The following is a 23,850-nucleotide window of genomic DNA, read 5'->3' as shown; positions in this document are numbered from 1 at the left end:
CGGGACGGCCCCCGCGCGCGGGGGCGTGCGCCGGAGCGCCTGAGACCGCGTCAGTCTTCGTGCGCCAACTGCAGGTCCCGCTCGGTCCGTCCGCCTCCCGCGACCTGGAGCACGGTGGCAACCGGCGGGTAACCGGCGGCGATGACGGTGTACTCGCCGGAGGACAGGTCGACGAACCGGAACGTTCCGTCGAGGCCGGTGGTGAGCGTGTCCACGACGTTGCCCGCCGCGTCGAGCACCGTCACGCGCGCGTCCTCGACTGGCCGCCCACCGCTCGCCCGCACGGTGCCGCGCAGCACGGCGCCGCCCGCGAGTTCGACGTCCCGGCGGGTCTCCCGGGAGGCCTGGACGGTGACGGGGAGCGCGGCCGGGCGGAGGGCGGGCGCGCTCGCGGCGAGGGTGTACTCGCCGGCCATCAGCTCAGTGATGACGTAACTGCCCTCGGGTCCGCTGCGGGTGGTGGCGACGACCTCGCCGCGCACGTCGGTGAGCGTGACCGTGCCATTCCGTACGGGGGTGCCGTCGGCGGTGCGTACGTTACCGGCGAGGCGTCCGGCGCCGCCGAGGACGACGTCGAGTTCGACGGGGTGCTCGCCCACGGTGACGGAGACGGCCTGCGGCTGGTGCCCGCCCGCGGCGGCGATGAGGACGTACGCCCCCGAGCCGGGCGCGGACAGCGCATACCGCCCGTCCTCGCCGCTCGCGCCCCGCCCGATCTGCTGCCCGGTCACATCGATGAGGGTGAGCGCGGCACGCAGGACGACCGTTCCGTCGGGGTGCTGCACGGTGCCGCAGACGGGGATTGCGGCGCCGTATGGCGAACGGGCCTGCGGTACCTGGGGGTTCGCGGTCGCGGGTTCCGGTTCGGCGGCGTCGTAGGACACCAGTGGTTTCTCCTTGAGGAAGAACGCGATGAGCAGGCCGAGGGCGAGCACCGGCACGAGGTAGAGGAAGATCCGGGGCATGGCGTCGGCGTACGCCCGGATGTAGTCGTCGCGCAGCGGCGCGGGCAGCGTGTGGACGAGCTGCGGAGTGATGGACTCCGGATCGGGTAGCGGTCCACCCGCGCGCGTGGGGAGACGCTTCGCCAGGGCGTCGGTGAGCCGGTCGGCGAACAGGGTGCCGAAGATCGCGGCGCCGACGCTTCCCCCGATCTGCCGGAAATAATTGTTCGCACTCGTGGCCGTGCCGAGGTCGGCGGGGCGCACGGAATTCTGCACAGCCAGGATCAGCACGGGCATCACCATGCCGATCCCGGCGCCGAGGACTGCCATCCAGATGCTGTAGTGCAGCCGGGGCGTGTCGACTTCGAGGCGGGACAGCAGCCACATGCCGACGACGGACACGGCGCTGCCGAGGACGGGGTAGATCTTGTAGCGCCCGGTGTGGCTGATGAGTTGCCCGGAGACGATCGAGGCGCCGACGATGCCGCCCATCATGGGCAGCATCAGCAGTCCCGACTCGGTGGCGGAGGCCCCGTCGACCATCTGCAGGAAGGTCGGCAGATAGCTGGCGGCGCCGAACAGCGCGACGCCGATCACCAGGCCCACCAGGGCGGTGACGTTGAAGACGGAGTCCCTGAACAGCCGCAGTGGGATGAGGGGTTCGGCGGCGAAGTGCTCGGCGACGAGGAAGAGGACGGTGGCGGCCACCGCTCCCGCGCCGAGGCCGAGGATCGTCCGCGAGTCCCAGGCGTACTCGGTGCCGCCCCAACTGGTCAGCAGGACGAGGCAGGTGGAGGCGGCGGCGAGCAGCAGCGTGCCCAGGATGTCGAGCCGCGGCTTGCCCTGGGGCTTCGGGAGCTTCAGTACGGCGGTGACGACGGCCAGGGTGACCAGGCCGAAGGGGACGTTGAAGTAGAAGCACCAGCGCCAGGAGAGGTGGTCGGTGAAGTACCCGCCCAGCAAGGGGCCGGCGACGGACGCGAGGCCGAACGCCGCGCCGATCAGGCCCATGTACCGTCCGCGCTGCCGGGGCGGCACGATGTCCGCGATGATCGCCTGCACCCCGATCATGAGCCCGCCCGCGCCGACGCCCTGGACGGCACGGAAGGCGATCAGCTGGTCCATGCTCTGTGCCCGGCCCGCGAGCGCGGCGCCGATCACGAAGACGACGATGGCGAACTGGAAGACGCCCTTGCGGCCGAGCAGGTCGCCGAGCTTGCCGTAGACCGGCAGTCCCACGGTGGCCGTCAGTAGGTAGGCGGTGATCGCCCAGGACATCCTGTCCAGGCCGTGCAGCTCGCCGACGATCTTCGGGAGCGCGGTGGCGACGATCATCTGCTCCAGGGCGGCGAGCAGCAGCGCCAGCATCAGCCCGAGGAAGACCAACCGCACCCGGCGCGGGCTCAGTTGGACCGGTACGGCCGAGGCGGCGACGGGGGTGTGCGGGTGCGACGCGGGCGGTTCGCCCCGCAGTTCGCCCTGCACCAGAGTGCTCCCGCCCACGTACCGCTCCCCTCGTCGCGCTGCCACACAGTTCCGCTCAAGGGGGCAACTACGGGCAAGCGCGACGAGTTACGGCAGACCGGCGTGGCGCAGGGAGATCCACTCGATCCGGTGAGAGCCTGCGAGAGGGGCAACGCCCCCCGAACGCCGGGGGCTTACTTCTCGACCTCGGTGGCCAGCTTCGCGAGCACCGCGTCGTAGATCCGGCCGAGGCCCTTGGGCGCGAAGGTCTTCTCGAAGAAGCCGCCGATCCCGCCGGCGCCGTTCCAGACGGTGGTCACGACGACGCGGGACTTGCCCTCGCCGGCCGGGGTGACCCGCCAGGTGGTGACCATCGAGGAGTTGCGGTCCTTCTCGACCAGCTCGCCGTCGGTGGGCTCGCTGACCTCCAGGAGGCAGTCGCGGACGCGCTTGCTGGTGGCCTGGAGCTTCCAGTGGACGAGGGTGCCCTCGCCGTCGCCGCCCTCACGCACCTCGTACTCGCTGAAGTGCTCGGGCAGCACCTTCGCGCGCGTGCCGCTGTAGTCGGCGAGGGCGTCGAACACCTTCTCCGCGTCTGCCGCGACGACCCGCTCGGTAGTGGCCTCGACCTGCGCCATTGGGTTCCTCCAGGACTTGCTTCTCTCGGGGTTGGGGCAAGCCAACCACCCCCGCCCACGGCCGCCCAAATCGGGGTACCCCAGGGGCGCCCTCGGGGTGTCGCCGGGCGCCCGAAGCGATCAGAAACAGGCCTTGCACGGTAATTCGAACACGTGTTTCACTCTGGGGCAGCGCTACCGAGGAGGCGTCATGCGGTGGGAGAACCTCACAGTGGAGTCCGGCGGTCACAGCCGGGCGGCCGACGCCACCCTGTTCGGCGCGGACGCGGTGGTCAGCCGTACCTTCGACACGCCTGAATTCCGTGGAATCACCTTCCACGAGGTGCGGGCCCGCTCGATCATCAACCGGGTGCCGGGCGTCTCGCGCATGCCCTTCGAGTGGACGGTGAACCCGTACCGCGGCTGCTCGCACGCGTGCGAGTACTTCACTGCATGACCCTATTGAGCCCGGGAGGGCCGATGCTCAGCACCCCGAACGCGGACAAGGCCTGGAAAGGCATGACGAGGTCATTCCCGACCCTGGAGGCGCCAGGCCAGTATGCCGCCCCGGGCAAGGCGGAGAGGACGGCTTACGCCGTGCTGCTGCATGGACCGGCCGCGCGCTCAGGCGGCGCCGACGCGAGTCAGTGGCTGCTGCTGCGCGACCGCACAGCGAAGCGCCTGTAACCGACGCACCAGCAGCCACACTTCAGGAACGCGTCAGCCGCCCAAGACGCCGTCGAGGTAGTCCTGCACCAGCCCGTACAGGCCGCGCGAAACCAGCCTGCGGACAATCGCCCTGCGAGGCCCAGACGCCCCCTGTGACTTCCCTGACGCTCACCGGGGCGTTTCCGTGTGTGCGCTCAGGTCAGCACAGGCCGTCTGTGTCGTCGAGGCTTCGCCGACTGGAAGTGGCCGACGGTCGTACGACGCACCGTTCGACGGTACACGTTAAAGATCATGGGCCTGTTGCGAAAGTGACGGTGTCAGTCGCCGTTGAAGACGAGGTACCGGTGGGCCTTGCGGTCGACTTGGGCAGTCAGGGCCAAGATTTCGTGCACCGCCCCGGCTTCATCGGTGGTTGATCCGCCCGCCAGGTCCCGGAGTTCCGGGACGAGGACTTTAAGCGCCGCCGCGATCCCGGACTGCATGCTCGTACGCCGTCCCGACTGCGACCACCTGCCCATCCTGCCGGCCCCGGAGGCCGTACGGGATCTGGTCCTGGCGCTTTGCGCGCGGGTGAGTGCCTGACCTCAGTCCGCCAGATCCACCCGCACCGTCAGCAGCCCCGCCCCGATCGCCCGCACCGCCACGCTGTTCAGCGACCGCAGCGCGCGCAGGCGGGCGATCGGGTCGTCGTCCGGCAGGAGATGGGCCGTGCCGGTGTGTCAGCGGCCCCGGATGCGTACCCGTACCCGGGGACCGGCCCTGATGTTGCGCACGTACTGCGACCGCTCCCCCGAACTCCGACACCAGCCAGAACGAGTGGCCGACCCGGCGCCCACCGACCGGGGTACGGCGGGGCAGGCCGGAGCTGCGCCCCGTCGTTTCCAGCAGGGTCTGCAGCGGCAGACGGCGCATCACGGCATTGAGCGGGCGCTGGAAGGCAGTGACGGCCCGGTACTTGCTCTCGGCGTTGCGTGGCAGGGGTTCACCGTCCGGTGACTGGGATCAGGGCGTGCGGGTCTTCAGCGTACGGAGGAGGGCGGCGAAGGCGGCGGGGCGGCGTTCCGGAGGCGGGCCGAGGGGCGGTCCGTCGGTTGCCGGTCGCCGCCCCTCGGGATCTGTGGCCGGTGGTCAACCGGCGGGTGCGAGCGGGACTTCGTCGTGCAGGCCGACGCGGCGCACTCGTTCGCACGGCTCCCTTTCGGCGCGGCGCCACCGGTGGTTCGTGTAGGAAGCGATGTGCAGTTCCCGCGGTACGGGCTCGCCCCCCCAGGCACGGGTGCTCGTCGATGCGCGCCGTCACCCCGCTTGAACTGGGCGCTCTCCTTGCGCAGGGCTACGAGCTCGGCCGGTTCGTCGGTGGTGAGCCGGTCGTCGCGCTCGCCGGCGTCCGCCTCGGCCTGCCGGATCCAAACGGTGGGCGGCGGAGTAGCGCAGGTGCTGCTCGACGGTGACGATCTGGCCACCGTGTGACGGGTGAAGAACTCCTCGACGCGTGGAAGCGTTGCGGGTCAGGAACACGTAGCCGACATGTTCGTTGATCCGCGTCAGCGGTCCCGGCGCACCCGTCAGGAAAGACTCCACTGCTGGCTCGTCGCGCCTGTGCCCGTTTCTTGCGCCACGGCCGCCCCGTTGGTGGTCGAGGCGTTCGCGACACTGATTTCCAGGTCGCTGCCCACGCCGGCGAGCATGTAGGTGCTGCCGGTGTAGCTGCCGACCAGGTCGAGGAACCACTGCTGGTTGGTCCCGCCGTTACAGGTCCATTGCTCCAACTGGACGCCGGTGTCGGTCGAATGGCTCGGTACGTCCAGGCACAGGCCGCTCTTCACACTCTTGAGCGTGTAGATGTTGTCCGCCACCCGCGTGAGCGTCCACTGCTGGTTCGTGCCGCCGTTGGACGGCCACTGGATGATCCTGGCGCCGTTCGCCGTGGAGCCGCTCGACACGTCCATCAGCAGGGAGCTGTTGACGTTCTTCAGGGTGTGGACGCCCTCAGCGGGGATCCCGCTGCCGGCCGTCCAGGTTCCCGCCGAGGTGTCGAGTGACCAGGTGGGGTACTGGCCGAGGTTCACCGTGGTGCCCCTGATGGTCAGGGGCAGCCAGATCAGTTTCGACGCGCCGAGGTCGGAGGTGTTCCAGCGGTCGCCGGCGTAGATGTAGGTGGTGCCGGAGGAGCCCTGGACGGTGATGACGTTCGCCGTCTGGCTGCCGTAGGTGTGGGTGCCGGGCGCGGCCAGGTTCCGGAACGACGACCAGGGGCCGCCCAGTGACGTGGCGGTGGCGTAGATGTTGTCGTTGAGGCTCCAGCCCGTCAGGCGGGAGCCGAAGACGTAGTAGGTGCCGTCCTTCTTGATCATGGCGGGGGCCTCGACGCTGCCGCTGCTGCCGCTGCTGCCGAGCACCGCCACCGCGCTGTCCACGGACAGGTAGTCGGCGGACAGTTTGTCGATGCGCAGGCCGTTGTTGCGGTCCTCGCTCAGCAGGTAGCCGGTGCCGTCGGTGTCCTGGAACAGGCCGAGGTCACGGCTGACGTTGCCCAGCGGCCGGAAGCTTCCCCGGTAGGTGTAGGGGCCGCACGGGGTGCTGCTGGTCGCCACGCCGACCTTGGCCTCGGAGTAGTTCTTGCTGTCGATGTGCATGTACATCACGTATGTGCTGGTCGACTTGTTGTAGATGACCTTGGGTCGCTCCACGATGCGGCTGGGGCCGAGGTCGCCGCTGCTCTGCCGGCTCAGCGCCTGGCCCTGGTAGGCCCAGTCGGCGAGATTGGTGGAGGAGTAGCAGGCGATGTCCTGGAAGGACGTGTCCGACGAGGTCTCGCCGGTCTTGTCCTCGCCGAAGCCGTACCAGGTGTTGCCCACCTTGATGATGCCGAGGCCGTGCAGCTGCAGGGTGTTGCCGTTCTGGTCGGTGCGTGCGGCACCCGTGGTGAACGACACCGTGGCCGCGTGCGCCTCGGTCGCCGGAAGCAGCAGCGCCGCAAGGCCTCCCAGGAGGGTCAGGAACGCTGCGGCCCCGCGCCACCATCGGCCGGCGGGCGGCCGGGGAACTCCCTTGAACATGTGCGTCCCTCTCGGTCGAGGTTTGACGATCCGTTGGTGTCGCGGGGACCAATGAGAGTCGTGGCACGTTCGTGGCGTCAAGGATCGCGTTCGAGTTTGTTTAATTCGTGACCGGCTCTGGGGGCGCCTAATGAGGCTCGCAGGTGTCACAAGTCACCCGTACCGTCCGGGATTTCGGACATGTGGGGGCGGATGCGAGGGGTTGACCTTTGGGTCGGGCGAGGCGTAGAAACTTCGCGACGGTCAGAATCTGTTACTTGCTGGTTGAGTTTGTTGGAAACCGTATCCAAGCGAGGTGGACCGACTGTGAACTTGCCAGGGCGTCAGGAACCTTCCCGCCGCGGGGTGCTCAAGGGCGCGGCTGTCACCGCCGCAACGGCCGCGCTGGGCATCGGCAGCACATATCCGGCCGCAGCCGCAGACGCCTCGGTCACCGCGACATCGCTCGACGGCACCACCAGCATCACCATGTCGCTGACGGGCGGCTCGCTCCAGTGGTCGGCCCGGCGTAACGGCGCGACAGTCGTGGCCAGTTCGGCCATGGGGCTGCGGCTGAGCGACGGAACCACCCTCGGCACCGACGCCGTTCTGACGAACTATCAGCACTGGCACGTCGACACCACCTGGAACCCGTTGTACGGGCGCAACGCGACTGTCTCCGACGCCTACCAGGAGATGCGCTGGAGCCTCCGGGACAACCGGACCTCCATCAACTTCGGTGTCCAGATCCGGGCCTACGCGACCGGCGTCGCGTTCCGTTACGTCCTGCTGGACCCGGGCACCGCCACCATCGCCGGTGAACTGACGACGTTCGTCTTCCCGGACGGCACACTCGTCTACAGCGCACGGGACGAGGACGACTACAACCCGGTCGCGCCCGGCTCCATCCCGTCCACCGGAACCTCATCCACGGACACCGGTCCCCTGACCGACCTCCCCCTCACCGCGACCTACAGCAGCGGGCTCATCGCCTGCGTCTGCGAGTCGGCCCGCACCAACTACCCCCGCACGATGCTCAGTTCGGTCTCCGGACAGCCCAACACCCTCGCGGCGTACCTGATGCGGCACACGGCCCGCGGCTCGGGACCGGTCCAGACGACCTCCGCCGTCACCACACCGTTCGCCACGTCCTGGCGCGCCGTGGTGATCGGCTCCACCCACGCCGAACTGGTCGACAACGCGGAGCTGGTACTCAACCTGGCCCCGGCCGGCGCCCTCGCCGACACGTCGTGGATCAAGCCGGGCAAGGTCTTCCGGTGCAATCTGACCACCGCGGACGGGCTGGCGGGCGTCGACTTCGCCGCCGCCCGCGGCCTGCAGTACATCGAGTACGACTCGGGGTGGTACGGCCCCGAGCACACCTCGACCGACGCCACGCAGCCGATCCCCGCCATCGACATGCCCAAGGTCATCTCCTACGCCGCCGGCAAGGGAATCGGCGTCTTCCTCTACGTCAACCCCATGGCCATGAGCAGCTCGGACAGCCTGTTCGCCCTGTACCGGAGCTGGGGCGTGGCGGGCGTCAAGCTGGGCTTCATCAACGACGGCACCCAGGCGATGACGAACCAGATCATCGCCTGGGCCAGGACGGCGGCGACGCACAAGCTGCTGATCGACATGCACGACGACGTGCGGCCGTTCGGCTACGAGCGGACCTATCCCAACTGGATCAGCATGGAGGGCGTGCGGGGCAACGAGCACTTCCCGACTGCCACCCACAACGTCACCCTGCCCTTCGCCCGCAACATCGGCGGGCCGATGGACTACACCATCTGCTACGGCCAGTCCCGCGACCGGACGACGAACGTCCACCAGATGGCGATGGCCGCCGTGTACTACCAGCCCCTGAACTTCCTGTACTGGTACAGCACCCCCTCGCAGTACTCCACCCCTTCCAACTGGCCCGGGCTGCCCTGGTTCGACGCCATCCCCACCGTCTGGGACCAGAGCCGGACCCTCGCCGGTTCGATCGGCGAGTACATCGCCGTCGCCCGGCGCAGCGGCACCACCTGGTACCTGGCGGCGATGACCAACGAGACCGCCCGGACCCTCTCGATCCCGCTGTCCTTCCTCGGTAGCGGCACCTACACCGCCACGATCTACGCCGACGGAACGCCGGGCAGCAGCCCGTACCAGACCCCCGTCGCAGTGAGCACACGGACCGTGACCTCGTCGACCACGCTGCGCGTCGCGATGGCCCCCGCGGGCGGCCAGGCAGTCGTCCTGAGTCATGGATGAGCGGCCGTAACCAGGGATTTCGCCGGATCGGGGCTGGTCCGCAGGGGGTGTCCGCTCCCCTGCACGCCCTACGGCACCCAACTCGACGTCCTCGTCCACCGCAGCGGGCGACGTCGTGGCCCGTTTTGCGGCAGCAGTACGGTCCATCTCGGCGAAGAACGGGCGACTGTCCATCGACCGCGCCAACTTCAAGGCCCCAGACCACGGGACTACATCGGATGCTCATAGTGCAAGGACCCCTCAAAGGACAGAGCCAGGATGCCGGGGTTCTCCATGGTGTGGACGACGGGTGCAGGATCGGAGGCGAGGGTGACCTCGCCCGGGGCTCGCAGTTGGGCGAGGGTCAGTCCGGCGGCCTGAGCTGTCTCGGCACAAACAGGGGCCACACGGGCGAGCGAACCCTCACCGTCCGGGTGTGGTTCACCTACGAGAACGGTGGTCGGCAGGTTGTCGTCGGCGATGCCCGCGCGAGGGCACAAGTCGCGCGATACGCCGAGGACTCCGGGGCGGTGCGTGGAGGATCGCCAGGGGCTCGGAGGGTGAGGGTGGACAGGCGGGTGCCGTCGTCGAGTGCGTGGGAGTCGCCCTTCAAAACCCGGACAGCGAAGACGGGCGGGGGCTCGGCCTGATCCGGGAGTTCCGCGAGCACGTCAGCGTCTCTGCGAGCAGGGTTCGGGGCGGATCCGGCGAGCCACCGACCAGACCGGTGGCTCGGCATGACGCGGTCCAGTCGGCGAGCGCCGGCTGGGCCCGCACCGTGGCATGACCGTCCGACCCCGCTTGCCGAGCTTCGCCAGCGGTTCCGCGCATGGCACGACCCGATCCCTGCGTTGCTTGACGCGACCCGGCCCGGCGCCGTTCTCCACCACGACGTCAACGAACTCCCCATCCCGCTGCCTTCGTACACGGTCGGCCGGGTCGCACTGCCAGGCTTTGGAGGTCGCGGTCACCCTGGCCGCGGCCCTCGCCACCGAGTACACCGTCGAAGCCGCGCTCGCCCGTTACGACGCCGAACACCGCCCGCACGGCCAGGCAGCCGACCGGGCGGCCCGGGAGTCTGGGCGGATGGGCCAGCAGGTTTCCTGCGCAATGCGGCCCTGCAGCTGATGCCTTCCCCCGCTCGATGCGCATGATCCTGCGGCACCACGGCTGGGTGCTACCACGCCTGACCCGATCGGAGGACCGGTGCCGCCCTGCACGGTAGCCGGTCCGGGACCATCGGCGCCTGGCGCGTAGACATGCCATGTTTGCGCGTGGGTAACCGGCAGATTTCTAGATACAAACGGAGAAAAGCGCAGCCGGAAGGTGCTTTTCATCCCTGCACACCCGTTGACACGGGCATGGCGAGTGCCGCAGTTTCATGCGTGACATCAGGCACACGCAGCCAAAGGGTCTCCGAGAGGATACGGGAGCCGAAAGCGGCACACGGCGGTGCTGCCGTACGGGAACGGAGTGAGGACATGGCGTCGGGAAACTGCTCCACCGCAGGCCCCCTGGAGTCCGCACACTCTGTCGCAGTTCGCAGCGGGTGACGCTCTCCATCCACTCGGCTCCTGCTGCAGACATCGTCGCCCGCAAGCCGTGGCGCCGCGTCAGCTCTGAACGACCAAGCAATCGCTCTCCCGTCGCCGAAAGGTTCGAGATGGCTTCCTCTGTCAGTAGACGGCGCCTCCTGCAAGTAGCCGGGGCCACCGCCGCCGCCTCTGCCACCGGATCCTTCATCGGCGCATCCCCCGCCCAGGCGGCCATCCCTTCCACAAGGGCCGACATCGGGGTCTCCGCATATCCCTTCGAACTCGGCCAGGTCCGGCTCACTGCGAGCCGATGGCTGGACAACCAGAACCGTACGCAGAACTACCTGCGGTTCGTCGATGTCGACCGGCTGCTGTACAACTTCCGCGCCAACCACCGGCTGTCCACCAACAGTGCGGCTGCCGCCGGCGGTTGGGACGCGCCGACGTTTCCCCTCCGCACCCACGTCCAAGGGCACTTCCTCACGGCATGGGCGCAGCTGTACGCCGTGACCGGGGACACCACCTGCCGGGACAAGGCAACCCACATGGTTGCGGAGTTGGCCAAATGCCAGGCCAACAACAGCGCCGCCGGTTTCAACGCCGGGTACCTCTCCGGCTACCCCGAGTCCGACTTCACCGCTCTTGAGCAGCGGACCCTGACCAACGGCAACGTGCCGTACTACACCATCCACAAGACCCTCGCCGGCCTCCTGGACGTATGGCGCCACATCGGCAGCACACAGGCCCGGGACGTGCTGCTCGCCCTGGCGGGATGGGTCGATTGGCGCACCGGCCGACTGAGCAGCCAGCAGATGCAGGCCATGCTGGGAACGGAGTTCGGCGGCATGAACACCGTGCTGACCGATCTCTACCAGCAGACAGGCGACGCACGGTGGCTCACCGTCGCTCAGCGCTTCGACCACGCCGCGGTGTTCGACCCCCTGGCGTCCAACCAGGACCAGCTCAGCGGACTGCACGCCAACACCCAGGTACCCAAGTGGATCGGGGCCGCCCGGGAATACAAGGCCACTGGCACGACCCGCTACCGCGACATCGCCTCCAATGCCTGGAACTTCTGCGTCAATGCGCACACCTATGCCATCGGCGGGAACAGTCAGGCGGAGCACTTCCGCGCGCCGAATGCCATCTCCGGCTATCTGAACAAGGACACGTGCGAAAGCTGCAACACCATCAACATGCTCACCTTCACCCGGGAACTGTTCACGCTGGACCCGGACCGGGTCGCACTGTTCGACTACTACGAGCGGGCCTGGCTGAACCAGATGATCGGCCAGCAGAACCCGGCCGACGACCACGGCCACGTCACCTACTTCACCCCGCTCAACCCGGGAGGCCGGCGCGGTGTGGGCCCGGCGTGGGGCGGCGGCACCTGGAGCACCGACTACGGCACCTTCTGGTGCTGCCAGGGCACGGGCCTGGAGATGCATACCAGGCTGATGGACTCCGTCTACTTCCACAGTGACAACACCCTGATCGTGAACCTGTTCGTGCCCTCGGTGCTCAACTGGTCGGAGCGCGGGATCACGGTCACCCAGACCACGTCGTACCCCGTCGGCGACACCACGACCCTGCAGGTCACCGGCAGCGTCAGCGGAACCTGGGCGATGCGCATCCGCATCCCGGCCTGGACCTCCGGGGCCACCGTCAGCGTCAACGGCGTCGCGCAGAACATCACCACCACGCCCGGCAGTTACGCCACCCTGAGCCGCTCGTGGACCTCCGGCGACGCGGTCACCGTCCGCCTGCCCATGCGGGTCGTCATGCGAGCAGCCAACGACAACGCGAACGTCGCCGCGATCACCTACGGCCCGGTGGTCCTGTCCGGCAACTACGGCGACACCGCGCTCAGCTCCCTCCCCACGCTGTACACGTCCTCGATCACCAGGACCAGCAGCAGTTCGCTCGCCTTCACCGCCACCGCCAACGGATCCACCGTCAACCTGGGCCCGTTCCACGACGCGCACGGCTTCAACTACACCGTCTACTGGAACACCAGCGCCACCGCCCGTCTCGCCAACGTGGGCAGCGGTCTCCTGCTGGGCATCCAGAACATGTCCACGGCCGACGGTGGCCGCGCTCTGCAGTGGTCGGACAACGGCACCGCCGACCACAACTGGCAAATGATCACCGACGGAAACGCGGTCCGCTTCCGCAACGCCCACAGCGGCAAGGTGCTCTGCGTCTTGAACATGTCCACGGCGGACGGCGCGACCGTCCTGCAGTGGTCGGACAACGGCACCGCCGACCACAGATGGACGCTGCTCGACCAGGGTGACGGGACCTGCAAGATCCGCAACGTGAACAGCGGGAAGTTGCTCGCCATCGCGGACAACTCCACCGCTGTCGGCGCATTCGCGGTCCAGGACGCGGACGACGGCACTGCCGACAACCGGTGGCGCATCTTGGGGAACTAGGGGCTGTTGCGAAAGCAGAGCTTTTAATTCTTCTCCGTCATTCCACTTTGCTCGACACTTCGACCTTCGTCCGAAATGCCGAACATGCCGAGGTCGAGCCACACCGTATCGACAGTCCGGGCAGCCTCCGACGGGGCAAACCGGAACCGCTTACTCAAGGATTGCGAGGCCCCCATGCACATAACAGGTTTCAGCCGTAGACGTCCGTCTGCGGTGCTCGCCGCCGCGGTTGCGGCCCTGGTCTCTTTGGCGGCGCTGCTCGTCGCAAGTCCGGCCCAGGCGGCCACCACCGGCGCCTTGAAGGGTGTCGCTTCCGGTCGGTGTCTCGATGTGCCGGGAGCCAGCCAGACCGACGGCACGAACGTGCAGATCTGGGACTGCACGGGCGGGTCCAACCAGCAGTGGATGCTCACCGACAGCAACCAGCTGACCGTGTACGGCAACAAGTGCCTGGACGTCCCGGGCCACGCCACCACGGCCGGGACCAAGGTGGAGATCTGGTCCTGCAACGGCGGTGCGAACCAGCAGTGGCGGGTGAACACCGACGGCACGGTCGTCGGCGTGGAGTCCGGGCTGTGCCTGGACGTGTCGGGCGGCGGTACGGCCAACGGTACGGCGGTGCAGCTCTGGAACTGCACCGGCGCCGGCAACCAGAAGTGGACCGGCCTGTCGGGGACGTCCAACTCGTGTGCTCTTCCGTCGACGTACCGGTGGACCTCGACCGGTCCGCTGGCGCAGCCGGCCAACGGGTGGCTTTCGCTGAAGGACTTCACCACCACGACGTACAACGGCAAGCACCTGGTCTACGCGACGTACTCCGACGGCAACTGGCACTCGATGGGCTTCAGCCCCTTCACGAACTGGTCGGACATGTCCACGGCCACCCAGACCGCGATGAACTCGTCCGCCGTGGCGCCCCAGGTGTTCTACTTCGCACCCAAGAACATCTGGGTGATGGCCTCTCTGGGGTGGGGCACCGCCTGGCCCTTCACCTACCGCACGTCCAGCGACCCCACCAACCCCAACGGCTGGTCCGCGCCGCAGGCGCTGTTCACCGGCAGCCTCCCCAGCGGCGGCCCGATCGACCCGACCCTGATCGCCGACGACCAGAACATGTACCTGTTCTTCGCCAATGACAACGGCAGCATCTTCAAGTCGACGATCCCGATCGGGAACTTCCCGGGCAGCTTCGGCTCCTCGTACACCACGGTCATGACCGACACGGTGAAGAACCTGTTCGAGGCGCCGCAGGTCTACAAGGTTCAGGGTCAGAACCAGTACCTCATGATCGTCGAGGCTCGCGGTGCGAATGAGGACCGCTTCTTCCGTTCGTTCACGGCTTCCAGCCTGAACGGTCCGTGGACCGCACAGGCCGCCACCGAGAGCAACCCCTTCGCAGGCAAGGCCAACAGCGGCGCCACCTGGACCAAGAGCATCAGCCACGGTGACCTGGTCCGCAACAACCCCGACCAGACCATGACCATCGACCCCTGCAACCTGCAGTTCCTCTACCAGGGCCTGGACCCCAACACACCGAGCACCACCCCCTACGAGAGGCTGCCGTACCGGCCGGGCCTGCTCACCCTGCAGCGCTGACCGTGCACATGATTCCGAACTCGTGACCGTGCCCCAAGGCCCGCACAGCGGCTTCCGCTGTGCGGGCCAGGAAGGACCCCCTCCATGGTTTCCCTGCACACACGGTTGCTGCGTCTCCTCACAGCCACCGCGCTGACGCTCTCCGCCTGCGTCACCGCCTCCGCCGGCGCGACCGCCGAGGCCGCACCGGGCAGCCCCGCGCTCACCCCGCCACTGGGCTGGAACAGCTGGAACAGCTTCGGATGCGGTGTCGACGAGACGCAGGTCCGCCAGGCCGCCGACGCGATGGTGTCCTCGGGTATGAAGGACGCGGGCTACCGGTACGTCGTCGTCGACGACTGCTGGTTCGATCCGCAGCGTGACAGCGCGGGCAACCTGCGGGCCGACCCGACCAAGTTCCCCAGTGGGATGAAGGCGCTCGGGGACTACATCCACAGCAAGGGGCTGAAGTTCGGCATCTACGAGGCGCCCAACGAGCGCACGTGCGCGCAGGGCGTGGGCACCTACCCCGGCTCCACCGGCAGCAAGGGCCACGAGGCCCAGGACGCCGCCACGTTGGCCTCATGGGGCGTGGACTACCTCAAGTACGACTGGTGTTCCTCCAGCGGCACCCTGGACCAGCAGGTCGCGCAGTTCACCCTCATGCGCGACGCCCTGCGCGCCACCGGGCGGCCGATCGTCTACAGCATCAACCCCAACAGCTTCCACGCCATCACCGGCGCCACCTACAACTGGGGCGAGGTCGCCGACCTGTGGCGGACGACCGAGGATCTGCTCGACATCTGGCAGAACGGCAACACCAACAGCTACCCGATGGGCGTGGGCAACGTCCTCGACATCGACGCGCCGCTGGCCGCTCAGTCGGGTCCGGGTCACTGGAACGACCCAGACATGCTCGTAGTCGGCCGTCCCGGTCTGTCCCTGAACGAGTCCCGCTCCCACTTCGCCCTGTGGTCGCTGCTCTCGGCCCCCCTCATCGCAGGCAACGACATCCGGACCATGTCCAGCGACGTGAGCGCGATCCTGCGCAACTCTCGCCTGTTGGCGGTCAACCAGGACTCGCTCGGCGCGGGCGGGCGCCGGGTGCGCGACGACGGTGACACCGAGGTGTTCGCCAAGCCCCTGTCCGACGGCTCGGTCGCCGTGGGCCTGTTCAACCGCGGGAGCGGCACCGCGACCGTCACCGCCACGGCCGCACAGGTCGGCCTCACCGGAGGGCCGTTCACCCTCACCGACCTGTGGACCGGCGGCACGTCGAGCACCTCCGGCCAGATCTCGGCAAGCGTCCCGGCGCACGGTGTCGCCGTGTTCAAGATGACCGGCGGCAGCCCGCTGGCCTCCACTACCGCACGCCTGCGCGGTACCGGGTCCGGCCGCTGCCTGGACGTGGATCGCGCCTCCACCACGGCCGGGACGACGACGCTGATCTGGGACTGCCACACCGCCGCCAACCAGCTGTGGACCACGTGGGCCGGAGGCGAGATCCGCGTCTACGGCGACAAGTGCCTGGACGCCTCCAACCAGGGCACCACCAACGGTACGCCGGTCATCATCTGGCCCTGCAACGGCCAGGACAACCAGAAGTGGACCACGCAAGCCGACGGGTCGATCCGCAACGTCCACGCCGGGCTGTGCCTGGACGCCCAGCAGGCAGGAACCGCGAACGGGACCTCAGCCATCCTGTGGACCTGCAACGGCCAGAACAACCAGAAGTGGACCGCGCTCCCGTAACCCGCCACCCCCGCCCGCGCAGGCAGATGCCCGATCGGAAGAGGGCAGTCCCAAGACAGCAAGTCACGCTGCGGGGACTGCCCTCTCGCGGGACCGCCCATCGCCGTAGTCACCGCCCGGACCTCTGACCGCCCAGCCAGCTCAACAGCGGGTTGATGCGGCCGTCGCCGCAGTCGCCCTGCCCGATCTCGCCGGTGACCAGCGGGCTACTCCGCGATGACCGGGGCGCTCTGGCTGTTCCAGCAGGACGCGGTGTTACACGCGTTGAAGCCGGAGGAGTGCCAGCACGCGGCCAAGTTGCCCTTGGGATCACCGGGCCTGTACTGGTTCCACTGCGCTCCACCAACCACCTCTTGGGCAGCACGATGAACCCCCAGATGTCGTCGGTGCGCTTGACCACCGTCAACGCCATCCCAAGGACGCGGTGGGCGAAGTCGACCAGCTGCCCGACGTAGCCGCCGTCGGCCCGCACCTCCGTGAGCCTCCAGTGCCGTTCGCGCAGCGGTCGCCCGAGAAGCGCGTGCATCCGGCGCCTGTGCGCGCCGGATGCACGTTTCTTTCGATCCTCTGTCAGGAGGGGGTGATCTGCCACTGCTGCTGGGGGATGGCGGTGTAGGTCCACTGGTTGATGGCGGCTCCGTCGGCGGTGGAGCCGCCGTCGACGTTGAGGGAGAGGCCGCTGAGCCGGTTGGTGAGGAGGTAGTAGCCGTCGCCGGTGGGGGTGATGGCCCACTGCTGCTGTGGCGCGCCGGCGTCGCTCCAGATGTCGGCGGTTCCGCCGTCCACGCGGGAGAGTCCGCCGATTTCCATGAGCGTGCCGCTGTTGACGTTGCGGATCTTGTAGTAGCCGCTGTCGGCCGGGACGATGGTCCACTTCTGGTTGGCGTGGTTCTGCCAGGGCCACTGCAGGATGGCGGTGTTGTTCGCGGTCTTGGCGCCAGAGACGTCGGCAACCTTGCCGCTGTGGCGGGTGACGAGGCGGTACACCGTGCCGTCGCCGGGGAAGAGGGCGGAGACCAGGGCGGGTGTCGCGGTGCGGCCGCCGATGCGCAGGTTGCCGATGTTGGCGTAGCCGCCGGTGCCTGCGGTGACCTGGATGCGGACGAAGGCGGCGTTGCGGGCGGGCCATTCGACGACTTTGGTGGTGCGGTCACCGGCCCAGCGGGCGGTGGCGACCTGGGTGAAGGTGGTGCCGTCGGTGCTGGTCGAGATGGTGCAGGCGGTGATGTCACCGTCGGTGGTGTTGCTGCGGTTCCACTGCTTGGGCAGGTACTCCAGGGTGGAGATGTTGCTCCACACTCCGCCGAGGTCGATGGTGATGCTCTGGGGCAGCGGGAGGCTCCAAGTGGACCAGCAGGTCTCGAAGTTCTTGTCGCTGAGGCCGTCGATGGCGTTCATGGGGCCTTCGCCGGTGTGGTAGTCGGTGGCATAGGCGGCCACGGGGGTGACCGGGTGTTCGGCTCGGAGCATCTGGGCGGGCAGGGGCGGCCGGGAGGTGTCGGGACCGCTCCAGGCGGCGCCGGCCTCGGAGAGGCGGTTGACGATGTTGGTGTCCAGCACACCGTTGCGGTTCGGCGGGCAGTTGAGGATGAACGAGGTGTACTTGGGCTCCAGATCCGCCAGGTGCGACAGGATCGCCGCCTTGCTCATCGGATCGGACGTGGGCGTCGCCGGGTGCCAGAACCACCCGTTGCTGATCGTCTGGCCCTGCAGCGATGCGTAGGTGTTGCCTGCCGGTGAGCTGATGCCGAGGGGCTCCTCGAAATAGATCGCGTCGCCGAGGTAGGGCACCGACAGCCCGCCGTGGTCGATCATCACGATGTCGGGCTGCAGGGACTTCACATGTTCCCTGATGCGCTGGTAGGGGACGGCCTGCTGGCCCATCTGCCAGGCGTAGCCGTCGGTGACGAACATGTCGATGGTGCCGTAGTTGGTGAGCAGTTCGGTGATCTGGTTGAGGATGTAGGTGATGTCGCCGGGCTGGATGGCCTGGTCGGAGGCGACTTTGTGGCGGGTGTCGTAGGCCTGCACGTTGTAGGTGCGGTCCCAGATGGAGAAGTACAGGCCGACCTTCAGGCCCTGGGACCGGAAGGCGGTCACGTACTGCGCGACAACGTCATGCTTGTAGGAACTGTTAGAGACGTTGTAGGTGTTGTAGGCGCTGGGCCACAGGCAGAAGCCGTCGTGGTGCTTGGTGGTCAGGACCCCGTAGCTCATCTTCGCCGCCGCCGCGGCCGCCGCCCACTGGGCGCAGTCGACTGCCGTGGGCGCGAACAGAGCCGGGTTCTGGTTCGGGGCGGCCCACTCCTGGTTGGTGAACGTCCCCATGTTGAAGTGGTTGAACATGCCGAACCGCATGTTCACCAGGTTGCTGAGATTGGTCTGCAGGTCCGCAGCGGCCGCCTGAGGGAGCAGGCGGGAGAAGCCGGGAGCCACGGACAACGCGCTCGCGGCCACAGCGGCACCCGCGGAGCCCAGCAGGGTACGACGGGACAGTCTTCCTGACGACATGGGTGTACTCCCGGGTGTTGGGCGGCTCTGATACGTCGGGGCCCACGGCCCGAAGGGCTTCAGGCCGCGACCCTGCCTCTGGGCTCCGAGTGCCGGACGTTACGCATGAAGTTCGATGACGTAACTGCTCCGTGTCAACAGGTAAGTGGATGAAAGTAGACAGGCGACGGGCAGAAGAGACCATTTTGTTAGCTTTAGCGGCTATTCAATCTGCTGAAACATGCCATGTTTCAGCAGATGTTCAGGGCGCGAAGCCTCGCCCCACGCGGCCAACCCACGCTGCAGCCCCCGCAAGGGCGTTCACCGTCCCATGACGTGAGAGGGCGTGAGAGGTCGACGGTGACAGGGTCCACTAAATGAGTACTACTCATTTTGGGAGGGTGGTCATTGGCTGGGCTGGCCGCAGTCGGTCGATCGCCGTGATCAACAGCGCTTTCAGCTGGTGTGATTCTTCGCGGAGGGTGGCACGCGCAACGCCGTCCCCGACGCTCTATATGTCATCCGTGTTGCGCCAGTGAAAAAATAGATATGCCTATCACCTTGACTGCGTCGGCATCCTGCACCGATAAATGCAACTCATAGGAAGCCAGGGGGGGTTGGAGGAGGGACACCACGGATGAGACCCCTACGCATCGGCGCGGGGACGGTCAAGGCACTCGCAGCGGCGGCGGTCGTCTTCGCGGCCGTACTGCCCGCTCAACCCGCCTACGCGGCCACGACGAACTTCTACGTCGACCCTGTCAGCGGTAGTGACAGCAATTCAGGAACCAGCCCCGCCACAGCGTTCAGGACCATCCAGGCCGCCAAGGCTGCGGTGCGAGCCGTGAATGCGAGCATGTCCGACGACATCATCGTGAACCTGCGCGGAGGTACCTACCCCCTCACCAGCCCGATCTCCTTCGGTACCAGCGACTCGGGCATGAACGGCCACACGGTCATCTACCAGGCGTACAACGGCGAGACGCCCGTGGTCACCGGCGGAAAGTCGATCACCGGCTGGACCGCGGCCACCAACGGCGAGTACAAGGCGTCCGTGGGCAGCCTCAACTTCCGGCAGCTGTACGTCAACGGGGTCCGCGCCACCCGGGCCCGCTACCCCGACCTCGGCTCGGACTTCCAGCTGCAGGGCAGCGACAAGACCAACAAGCTGCTGAAGGTGCTCAGTTCGCAGGTGTCCAACTGGGACCACCTGAGCCAGGTGGAAATGATGCTGGAGACGCAGTGGGGCGAGAGCTACCTGCGGCTGAAGTCGGTCAGCTCCGCGGGCGGCAGCGCCGACGTGTCGATCCAGGACCACGAGGCGGGCATCCTGTTCCCCCGCCCCTTCCCGGTTCTCTCCAACGGCTCTCCCCTGCACTTCGAGAACGCCCACGAATTCCTCAACGAACCGGGCGAGTTCTACGTCGACACGGCCGCGCAGACCGTCTACTACAGGCCCCGCCCAGGCGAGGACATGTCCACGGCCACCGTGCAGGCACCCACGGTGCAGACGCTTTTCGACATCAAGGGCACCAACCTCGACAGCCCCGCCCATGACCTGCGCTTCTCCGGGATCACCTTCACCCGGACCACCTGGATGGAGGCGACGAACAACGGCTACCTCAACGGCCAGGGCGGCAACTACAACCTGTCGGCCGACACCTCCAACAAGCAGTACGTCGGCCGTCCGCCGGCCGGGGTCCAGGCCTCGTACGCCGACCGCGTCTCCTTCACGGGCAACACCTTCACGCAGATGGGCTCCACCGCCCTGGACCTGCACCACGGCGTGCACGACAGCACCGTGACCGGCAACGTCATCCACGACATCGCGGGCAACGGAATCATGGTCGGCAAGTTCTCCGACCCGACCGTGGAGTACCACACCGTCTACAACCCGCCCACCTCACCGGCCGGTGAGGACGCCCGGGAGGTGGTCAAGAACGTCACCGTCAAGGACAACCTGATCACCCGGATCGGTGAGGACTATCTCGGCACCGCGGGCATCAACGCGGGCTTCGTCAACAGCACCACCATCGACCACAACGACATCTCCGACACCCCGTGGGCCGGTATCTCGCTCGGCTGGGGCTGGCAGTCGGCGGCCAACGCCGAAGGCAACAACAGCATCAGCTACAACCGCATCGGCAACGTGATGAACCGGCTCTGCGACTCCGCCGGCGTCTACCACCTCTCCAACGACCCCGGCACCGTCATCAACGGCAACTACGTGCACGACGTGATACGGGTGCCGTCCGCGTGCGGCTCGGCCGTGTCCGGGCTGTACATGGACGAGGGGTCGAACAACATGACCCTGTCGAACAACGTGCTGTCCCACACCGACGGATTCATCAACCAGAACGTCAACGGCTCCAACGTCACGCTCACCAACAACACGACGTCCGGAGACTCCGTGATCAAGGCCTCCGGTCTTGAGTCGGCCTACCAGGGCCTGGCGGCGAAGCTCAACCTCGCCTACAGCAAGCCGGCGTCCGCCTCCTCGGTGAACGGCTCCGCCTGGGACGCGGCCAAGGCCAACGACAACAACAGTGCCACCGGCTGGTCGCCGACCGGGAGCGACACCTCGGCCTGGTGGCAGGTCGACCTGGGACAGGCCTACCAGCTCGGACAGTTCTCGCTGACGGCCCGTCAGGACCTGGACCAGTCCGAGACCCGCGGCAACTTCGAGATCCGGGCCTCCAACGACCCGTCCTTCGGCACCTACACCGTCGTCGAACGCCAGACGAGCACCCTGCCGCTCGCCTCGACACTCACGGGCAACATCGACGTCCGCCAGAAGTTCCGCTATGTGCGGGTCGCCAAGACCGACGGCGCGTACTTCTTCATCGCGGACTTCAGCGTGCAGCAGGCCGGCGGGGCGCTGGAGGACGCGACCGGTACGCCGACCATCAACCCCTCGACGAACTACACGATCAAGAACGTCAACAGCGGGAAGTTGATGGACGTGTACCAGAACTCCACCGCCGACGGCGGGAGCGTCATCCAGTGGCCGAGCAACGGTGGCGCCAACCAGCAGTGGAACATCGTTCCGGTCAGCGGTCAGCTCTACAAGATCGTGAACAGGAACAGCGGCAAGGTCCTCGACGTCAACGCCTCCAGTCACTGGAAGGGGACCGCGCTGCAGCAGTACACCTACGGCGGCAGCAACAACCAGCTGTGGTACTTCGAGCCGACCAGCGGTGGGTACGCCATCCGCAACTTCGAGAGCAGGCAGGTCCTGGAGGTCGGCGGCGGATCGACGGCCGACGGAGCCGCCATCAGTCAATGGATGCCGCTGAGCCAGTCCAACCAGGCTTGGACGATCCAGTGACAGGGTGACCCGACTGTCGGCGGATCCGCTCGCCCGGACGCGTGCGCCCGCTCTCAACCCCCGTCAGCCCGCCCCAGAGCCCACGGCCAACCCGGTGGGGGCACGGCTTGCTGTCCCTGTAACGATGAACAAGGAGTACATGGTGCCTGCCCTGCTCATTTTCCGAAAACTGCGCCGGGAGGTGGTTGTCTGCCTGGCCGCGGTGGCGCTCGCCTGCACCGGCCTCATCGCCTTCAGCGGCGCCTCGCAGGCCGCTGCCCAAGGGCCCTGCGACATCTACGCGGCGGGCGGCACGCCGTGCGTCGCGGCGCACAGCACCACCCGCGCGCTGTTCGCCTCCTACAACGGCCCGCTCTACCAGGTGCAACGGGCATCGGACAGTACGTTGCATGACATCGGACTGCTGTCGGCCGGAGGTGTCGCCGACGCCGCAACGCAGGACTCGTTCTGCGGGGGCACCACCTGCACCATCACCCGCGTCTACGACCAGACCGGCGGCGGCAACAACCTGGTCTACCAGGGACCCGGCGGGACCGGCGGCGCCGACACGGCGGCCACCGCGACCACCGAAGCGATCAGCGTGGGTGGCCAGAAGGCGTACGCGCTCTACATCAAGCCCGGCAACAGCTACTTCGCCTACAACTCCGCCGGGGGCGTGCCGACCGGCAGCTCACCCGAGGGCGAGTACATGGTCACCAGCAGCACCCACGTCAACAACGGCTGCTGCTTCGACTACGGCAACACGGAGATCGACCACAAGGCCGACGGCAACGGCGCCATGGACGCGATCAACTTCGGCACGGAATGCTGGTTCGGCAGTTGCAGCGGAACAGGGCCGTGGGTGCAGGCGGACCTGGAGAACGGCCTGTTCTCCGGCGGCAGCAAGACGTGGAACCCCAACCAGGTCTCGCAGACCAGCCGCTTCGTCACCGCAATGCTGAAGAACAACGGCACCACGCAGATGGCGCTCAAGGGCGCGAACGCCCAGTCCGGGAGCCTGACCCAGCTCTATAGCGGCGCACTGCCCGGCGGATGGAACCCGATGCACAAGCAGGGGGCCGTCATCCTCGGCAGCGGTGGCGACTGCTGCCAGACCAACCGCAACGCGAGCGCAGGCACCTTCTACGAGGGCGCCATGGTCAAGGGCTACCCCTCCGACGCCACCGACGCCGCCGTCCAGGCCAACATCGCGTCAGCCGGATACAGCACCAGCACCACCACCCCCTTCACCCCGGGCGCGAAGGTCTCGTTGCAGGCAACCACCTCCTGCTGTACCGGCGACTACCTGCAGCACGACCCCAGCGACGACAAGGTCGTGATCGCGCCGGTGACCTCCAGCAGCCCGGCCACCGACAAGGGCGACGCCACCTGGATCGTCCGCGCCGGCCTGGCCAACAGCAACTGCGTCTCCTTCGAGTCGGCCAACGCTTCCGGCAAGTACCTCAGGCACTACGCCTTCCAGCTTCACCTGCAGCCCGACGACGGCTCCAGCCAGTTCGCCGCCGATGCCACCTTCTGCCCCAAGCCGGGCAACAGCGGCACCGGTTACTCCCTGCAGTCCTTCAACTATCCGGCCAAGTACATCCGCCACTACCGATTCACCGGCTACGTGGCAAGCAACGGCGGTACCAACGCCTGGGACACCACGTCGTCGTGGACCCAGGACACCAGCTGGCTCGCCGGCGCCCCCTGGAGCTGACGAACAACGAAAGTGTCGACGCACCCCACTATGTTCGCAGAGTCGGACGGCGTCCGAAAAGTCGAA

The 23,850-nt window shown here is 67.6% G+C and carries 14 protein-coding genes and 3 pseudogenes; 9 read left to right on the top strand and 8 right to left on the bottom strand.

Annotation, left to right across the window (positions count from 1 at the left end; genetic code table 11):
• Window positions 1–50: 50 nt before the first annotated feature.
• A complete protein-coding gene (locus tag P2Q00_RS00800) occupies window positions 51–2,447 on the bottom strand; it encodes an MFS transporter (protein WP_275768485.1) in 2,397 nt (798 codons plus the stop codon).
• 155 nt (window positions 2,448–2,602) lie between these two features.
• Window positions 2,603–3,046: an SRPBCC family protein gene (locus P2Q00_RS00795; protein WP_030936919.1), complete on the bottom strand. Its 444-nt coding sequence runs from the start codon at window positions 3,044–3,046 to the stop codon at window positions 2,603–2,605.
• Between the two features lie 190 nt (window positions 3,047–3,236).
• Here P2Q00_RS00795 and P2Q00_RS00790 point away from each other — a divergent pair.
• Both P2Q00_RS00790 and P2Q00_RS00785 read left to right on the top strand, forming a co-directional pair.
• Window positions 3,237–3,470: pseudogene (locus P2Q00_RS00790) on the top strand (Rv2578c family radical SAM protein); the annotation flags it as partial.
• A 35-nt stretch (window positions 3,471–3,505) separates the two neighbouring features.
• Entirely contained in the window at window positions 3,506–3,712 is a 207-nt protein-coding gene (locus P2Q00_RS00785) for a hypothetical protein (RefSeq protein ID WP_275768484.1), read from the top strand.
• Window positions 3,713–4,011: 299 nt separating this feature from the next.
• Here P2Q00_RS00785 and P2Q00_RS00780 read toward each other — a convergent pair whose 3' ends face one another.
• The 3 genes and pseudogenes from P2Q00_RS00780 to P2Q00_RS00770 form a co-directional block, all read right to left on the bottom strand.
• A complete protein-coding gene (locus tag P2Q00_RS00780) occupies window positions 4,012–4,176 on the bottom strand; it encodes a hypothetical protein (protein WP_275768483.1) in 165 nt (54 codons plus the stop codon).
• 102 nt (window positions 4,177–4,278) lie between these two features.
• Window positions 4,279–4,672: pseudogene (locus P2Q00_RS00775) on the bottom strand (nitroreductase/quinone reductase family protein).
• Window positions 4,673–5,259: 587 nt separating this feature from the next.
• Window positions 5,260–6,753 carry an RICIN domain-containing protein gene (locus P2Q00_RS00770; protein ID WP_275768482.1) on the bottom strand — a complete coding sequence of 498 codons (1,494 nt, stop codon included), beginning with the start codon at window positions 6,751–6,753 and terminating at the stop codon, window positions 5,260–5,262.
• A 306-nt stretch (window positions 6,754–7,059) separates the two neighbouring features.
• Between P2Q00_RS00770 and P2Q00_RS00765 the strand changes: the two genes are divergently transcribed.
• Entirely contained in the window at window positions 7,060–8,991 is a 1,932-nt protein-coding gene (locus P2Q00_RS00765; RefSeq protein WP_275768481.1) for a glycoside hydrolase family 97 protein, read from the top strand.
• Window positions 8,992–9,200: 209 nt separating this feature from the next.
• Here P2Q00_RS00765 and P2Q00_RS00760 read toward each other — a convergent pair whose 3' ends face one another.
• On the bottom strand, window positions 9,201–9,377 hold the full coding sequence (locus P2Q00_RS00760) for a hypothetical protein (RefSeq protein ID WP_275768480.1): 177 nt from the start codon (window positions 9,375–9,377) through the stop codon (window positions 9,201–9,203).
• A gap of 38 nt (window positions 9,378–9,415) precedes the next feature.
• Window positions 9,416–9,709: a TIGR02679 domain-containing protein gene (locus P2Q00_RS00755; RefSeq protein WP_275768479.1), complete on the bottom strand. Its 294-nt coding sequence runs from the start codon at window positions 9,707–9,709 to the stop codon at window positions 9,416–9,418.
• A 28-nt stretch (window positions 9,710–9,737) separates the two neighbouring features.
• On the opposite strand from P2Q00_RS00755, the pseudogene P2Q00_RS00750 reads away from it, so the two are divergent.
• The 4 genes and pseudogenes from P2Q00_RS00750 to P2Q00_RS00735 all read left to right on the top strand — a co-directional run.
• Window positions 9,738–10,195: pseudogene (locus tag P2Q00_RS00750) on the top strand (FAD-dependent oxidoreductase); the annotation flags it as partial.
• A 438-nt stretch (window positions 10,196–10,633) separates the two neighbouring features.
• Window positions 10,634–12,940: a beta-L-arabinofuranosidase domain-containing protein gene (locus P2Q00_RS00745; protein ID WP_275768477.1), complete on the top strand. Its 2,307-nt coding sequence runs from the start codon at window positions 10,634–10,636 to the stop codon at window positions 12,938–12,940.
• A gap of 174 nt (window positions 12,941–13,114) precedes the next feature.
• Window positions 13,115–14,536 (top strand): non-reducing end alpha-L-arabinofuranosidase family hydrolase, encoded by a 1,422-nt coding sequence (locus tag P2Q00_RS00740; protein WP_275768475.1) that lies wholly within the window; start codon window positions 13,115–13,117, stop codon window positions 14,534–14,536.
• Window positions 14,537–14,620: 84 nt separating this feature from the next.
• Window positions 14,621–16,267 carry a glycoside hydrolase family 27 protein gene (locus P2Q00_RS00735; protein ID WP_275768474.1) on the top strand — a complete coding sequence of 549 codons (1,647 nt, stop codon included), beginning with the start codon at window positions 14,621–14,623 and terminating at the stop codon, window positions 16,265–16,267.
• A gap of 570 nt (window positions 16,268–16,837) precedes the next feature.
• Here the strand turns inward: P2Q00_RS00735 and P2Q00_RS00730 are convergent.
• Window positions 16,838–18,778 carry an RICIN domain-containing protein gene (locus P2Q00_RS00730; RefSeq protein WP_275768473.1) on the bottom strand — a complete coding sequence of 647 codons (1,941 nt, stop codon included), beginning with the start codon at window positions 18,776–18,778 and terminating at the stop codon, window positions 16,838–16,840.
• Window positions 18,779–19,394: 616 nt separating this feature from the next.
• Here P2Q00_RS00730 and P2Q00_RS00725 point away from each other — a divergent pair.
• Together P2Q00_RS00725 and P2Q00_RS00720 are read left to right on the top strand one after the other, a co-directional pair.
• Window positions 19,395–22,085, top strand: a complete 2,691-nt coding sequence (locus P2Q00_RS00725; protein ID WP_275768472.1) for an RICIN domain-containing protein — start codon at window positions 19,395–19,397, stop codon at window positions 22,083–22,085.
• Window positions 22,086–22,209: 124 nt separating this feature from the next.
• The gene (locus P2Q00_RS00720; RefSeq protein WP_275768470.1) at window positions 22,210–23,784 is read left to right on the top strand and encodes an alpha-L-arabinofuranosidase B; all 1,575 of its coding nucleotides are present in this window, start codon (window positions 22,210–22,212) and stop codon (window positions 23,782–23,784) included.
• The last annotated feature ends 66 nt before the right edge of the window (window positions 23,785–23,850 follow it).

It is taken from the genome of Streptomyces coacervatus (assembly GCF_029223485.1).
Classification (GTDB): Bacteria; Actinomycetota; Actinomycetes; order Streptomycetales; family Streptomycetaceae; genus Streptomyces; species Streptomyces coacervatus.
The sequence above is the reverse complement of the archived record's forward strand: the minus strand, read 5'-3'. Positions and strand labels throughout refer to the sequence as shown.

Bases quoted from the DNA above. Each gene is read 5' to 3' on its own strand.
- P2Q00_RS00795 (WP_030936919.1), bottom strand. From the start codon at position 3,046: ATGGCGCAGGTCGAGGCCACTACCGAGCGGGTCGTCGCGGCAGACGCG.
- P2Q00_RS00785 (WP_275768484.1), top strand. From the start codon at position 3,506: ATGCTCAGCACCCCGAACGCGGACAAGGCCTGGAAAGGCATGACGAGG.
- P2Q00_RS00780 (WP_275768483.1), bottom strand. From the start codon at position 4,176: ATGCAGTCCGGGATCGCGGCGGCGCTTAAAGTCCTCGTCCCGGAACTC.
- P2Q00_RS00770 (WP_275768482.1), bottom strand. From the start codon at position 6,753: ATGTTCAAGGGAGTTCCCCGGCCGCCCGCCGGCCGATGGTGGCGCGGG.
- P2Q00_RS00755 (WP_275768479.1), bottom strand. From the start codon at position 9,709: ATGCCGAGCCACCGGTCTGGTCGGTGGCTCGCCGGATCCGCCCCGAAC.
- P2Q00_RS00745 (WP_275768477.1), top strand. From the start codon at position 10,634: ATGGCTTCCTCTGTCAGTAGACGGCGCCTCCTGCAAGTAGCCGGGGCC.
- P2Q00_RS00740 (WP_275768475.1), top strand. From the start codon at position 13,115: ATGCACATAACAGGTTTCAGCCGTAGACGTCCGTCTGCGGTGCTCGCC.
- P2Q00_RS00735 (WP_275768474.1), top strand. From the start codon at position 14,621: ATGGTTTCCCTGCACACACGGTTGCTGCGTCTCCTCACAGCCACCGCG.
- P2Q00_RS00730 (WP_275768473.1), bottom strand. From the start codon at position 18,778: ATGTCGTCAGGAAGACTGTCCCGTCGTACCCTGCTGGGCTCCGCGGGT.
- P2Q00_RS00725 (WP_275768472.1), top strand. From the start codon at position 19,395: ATGAGACCCCTACGCATCGGCGCGGGGACGGTCAAGGCACTCGCAGCG.
- P2Q00_RS00720 (WP_275768470.1), top strand. From the start codon at position 22,210: ATGAACAAGGAGTACATGGTGCCTGCCCTGCTCATTTTCCGAAAACTG.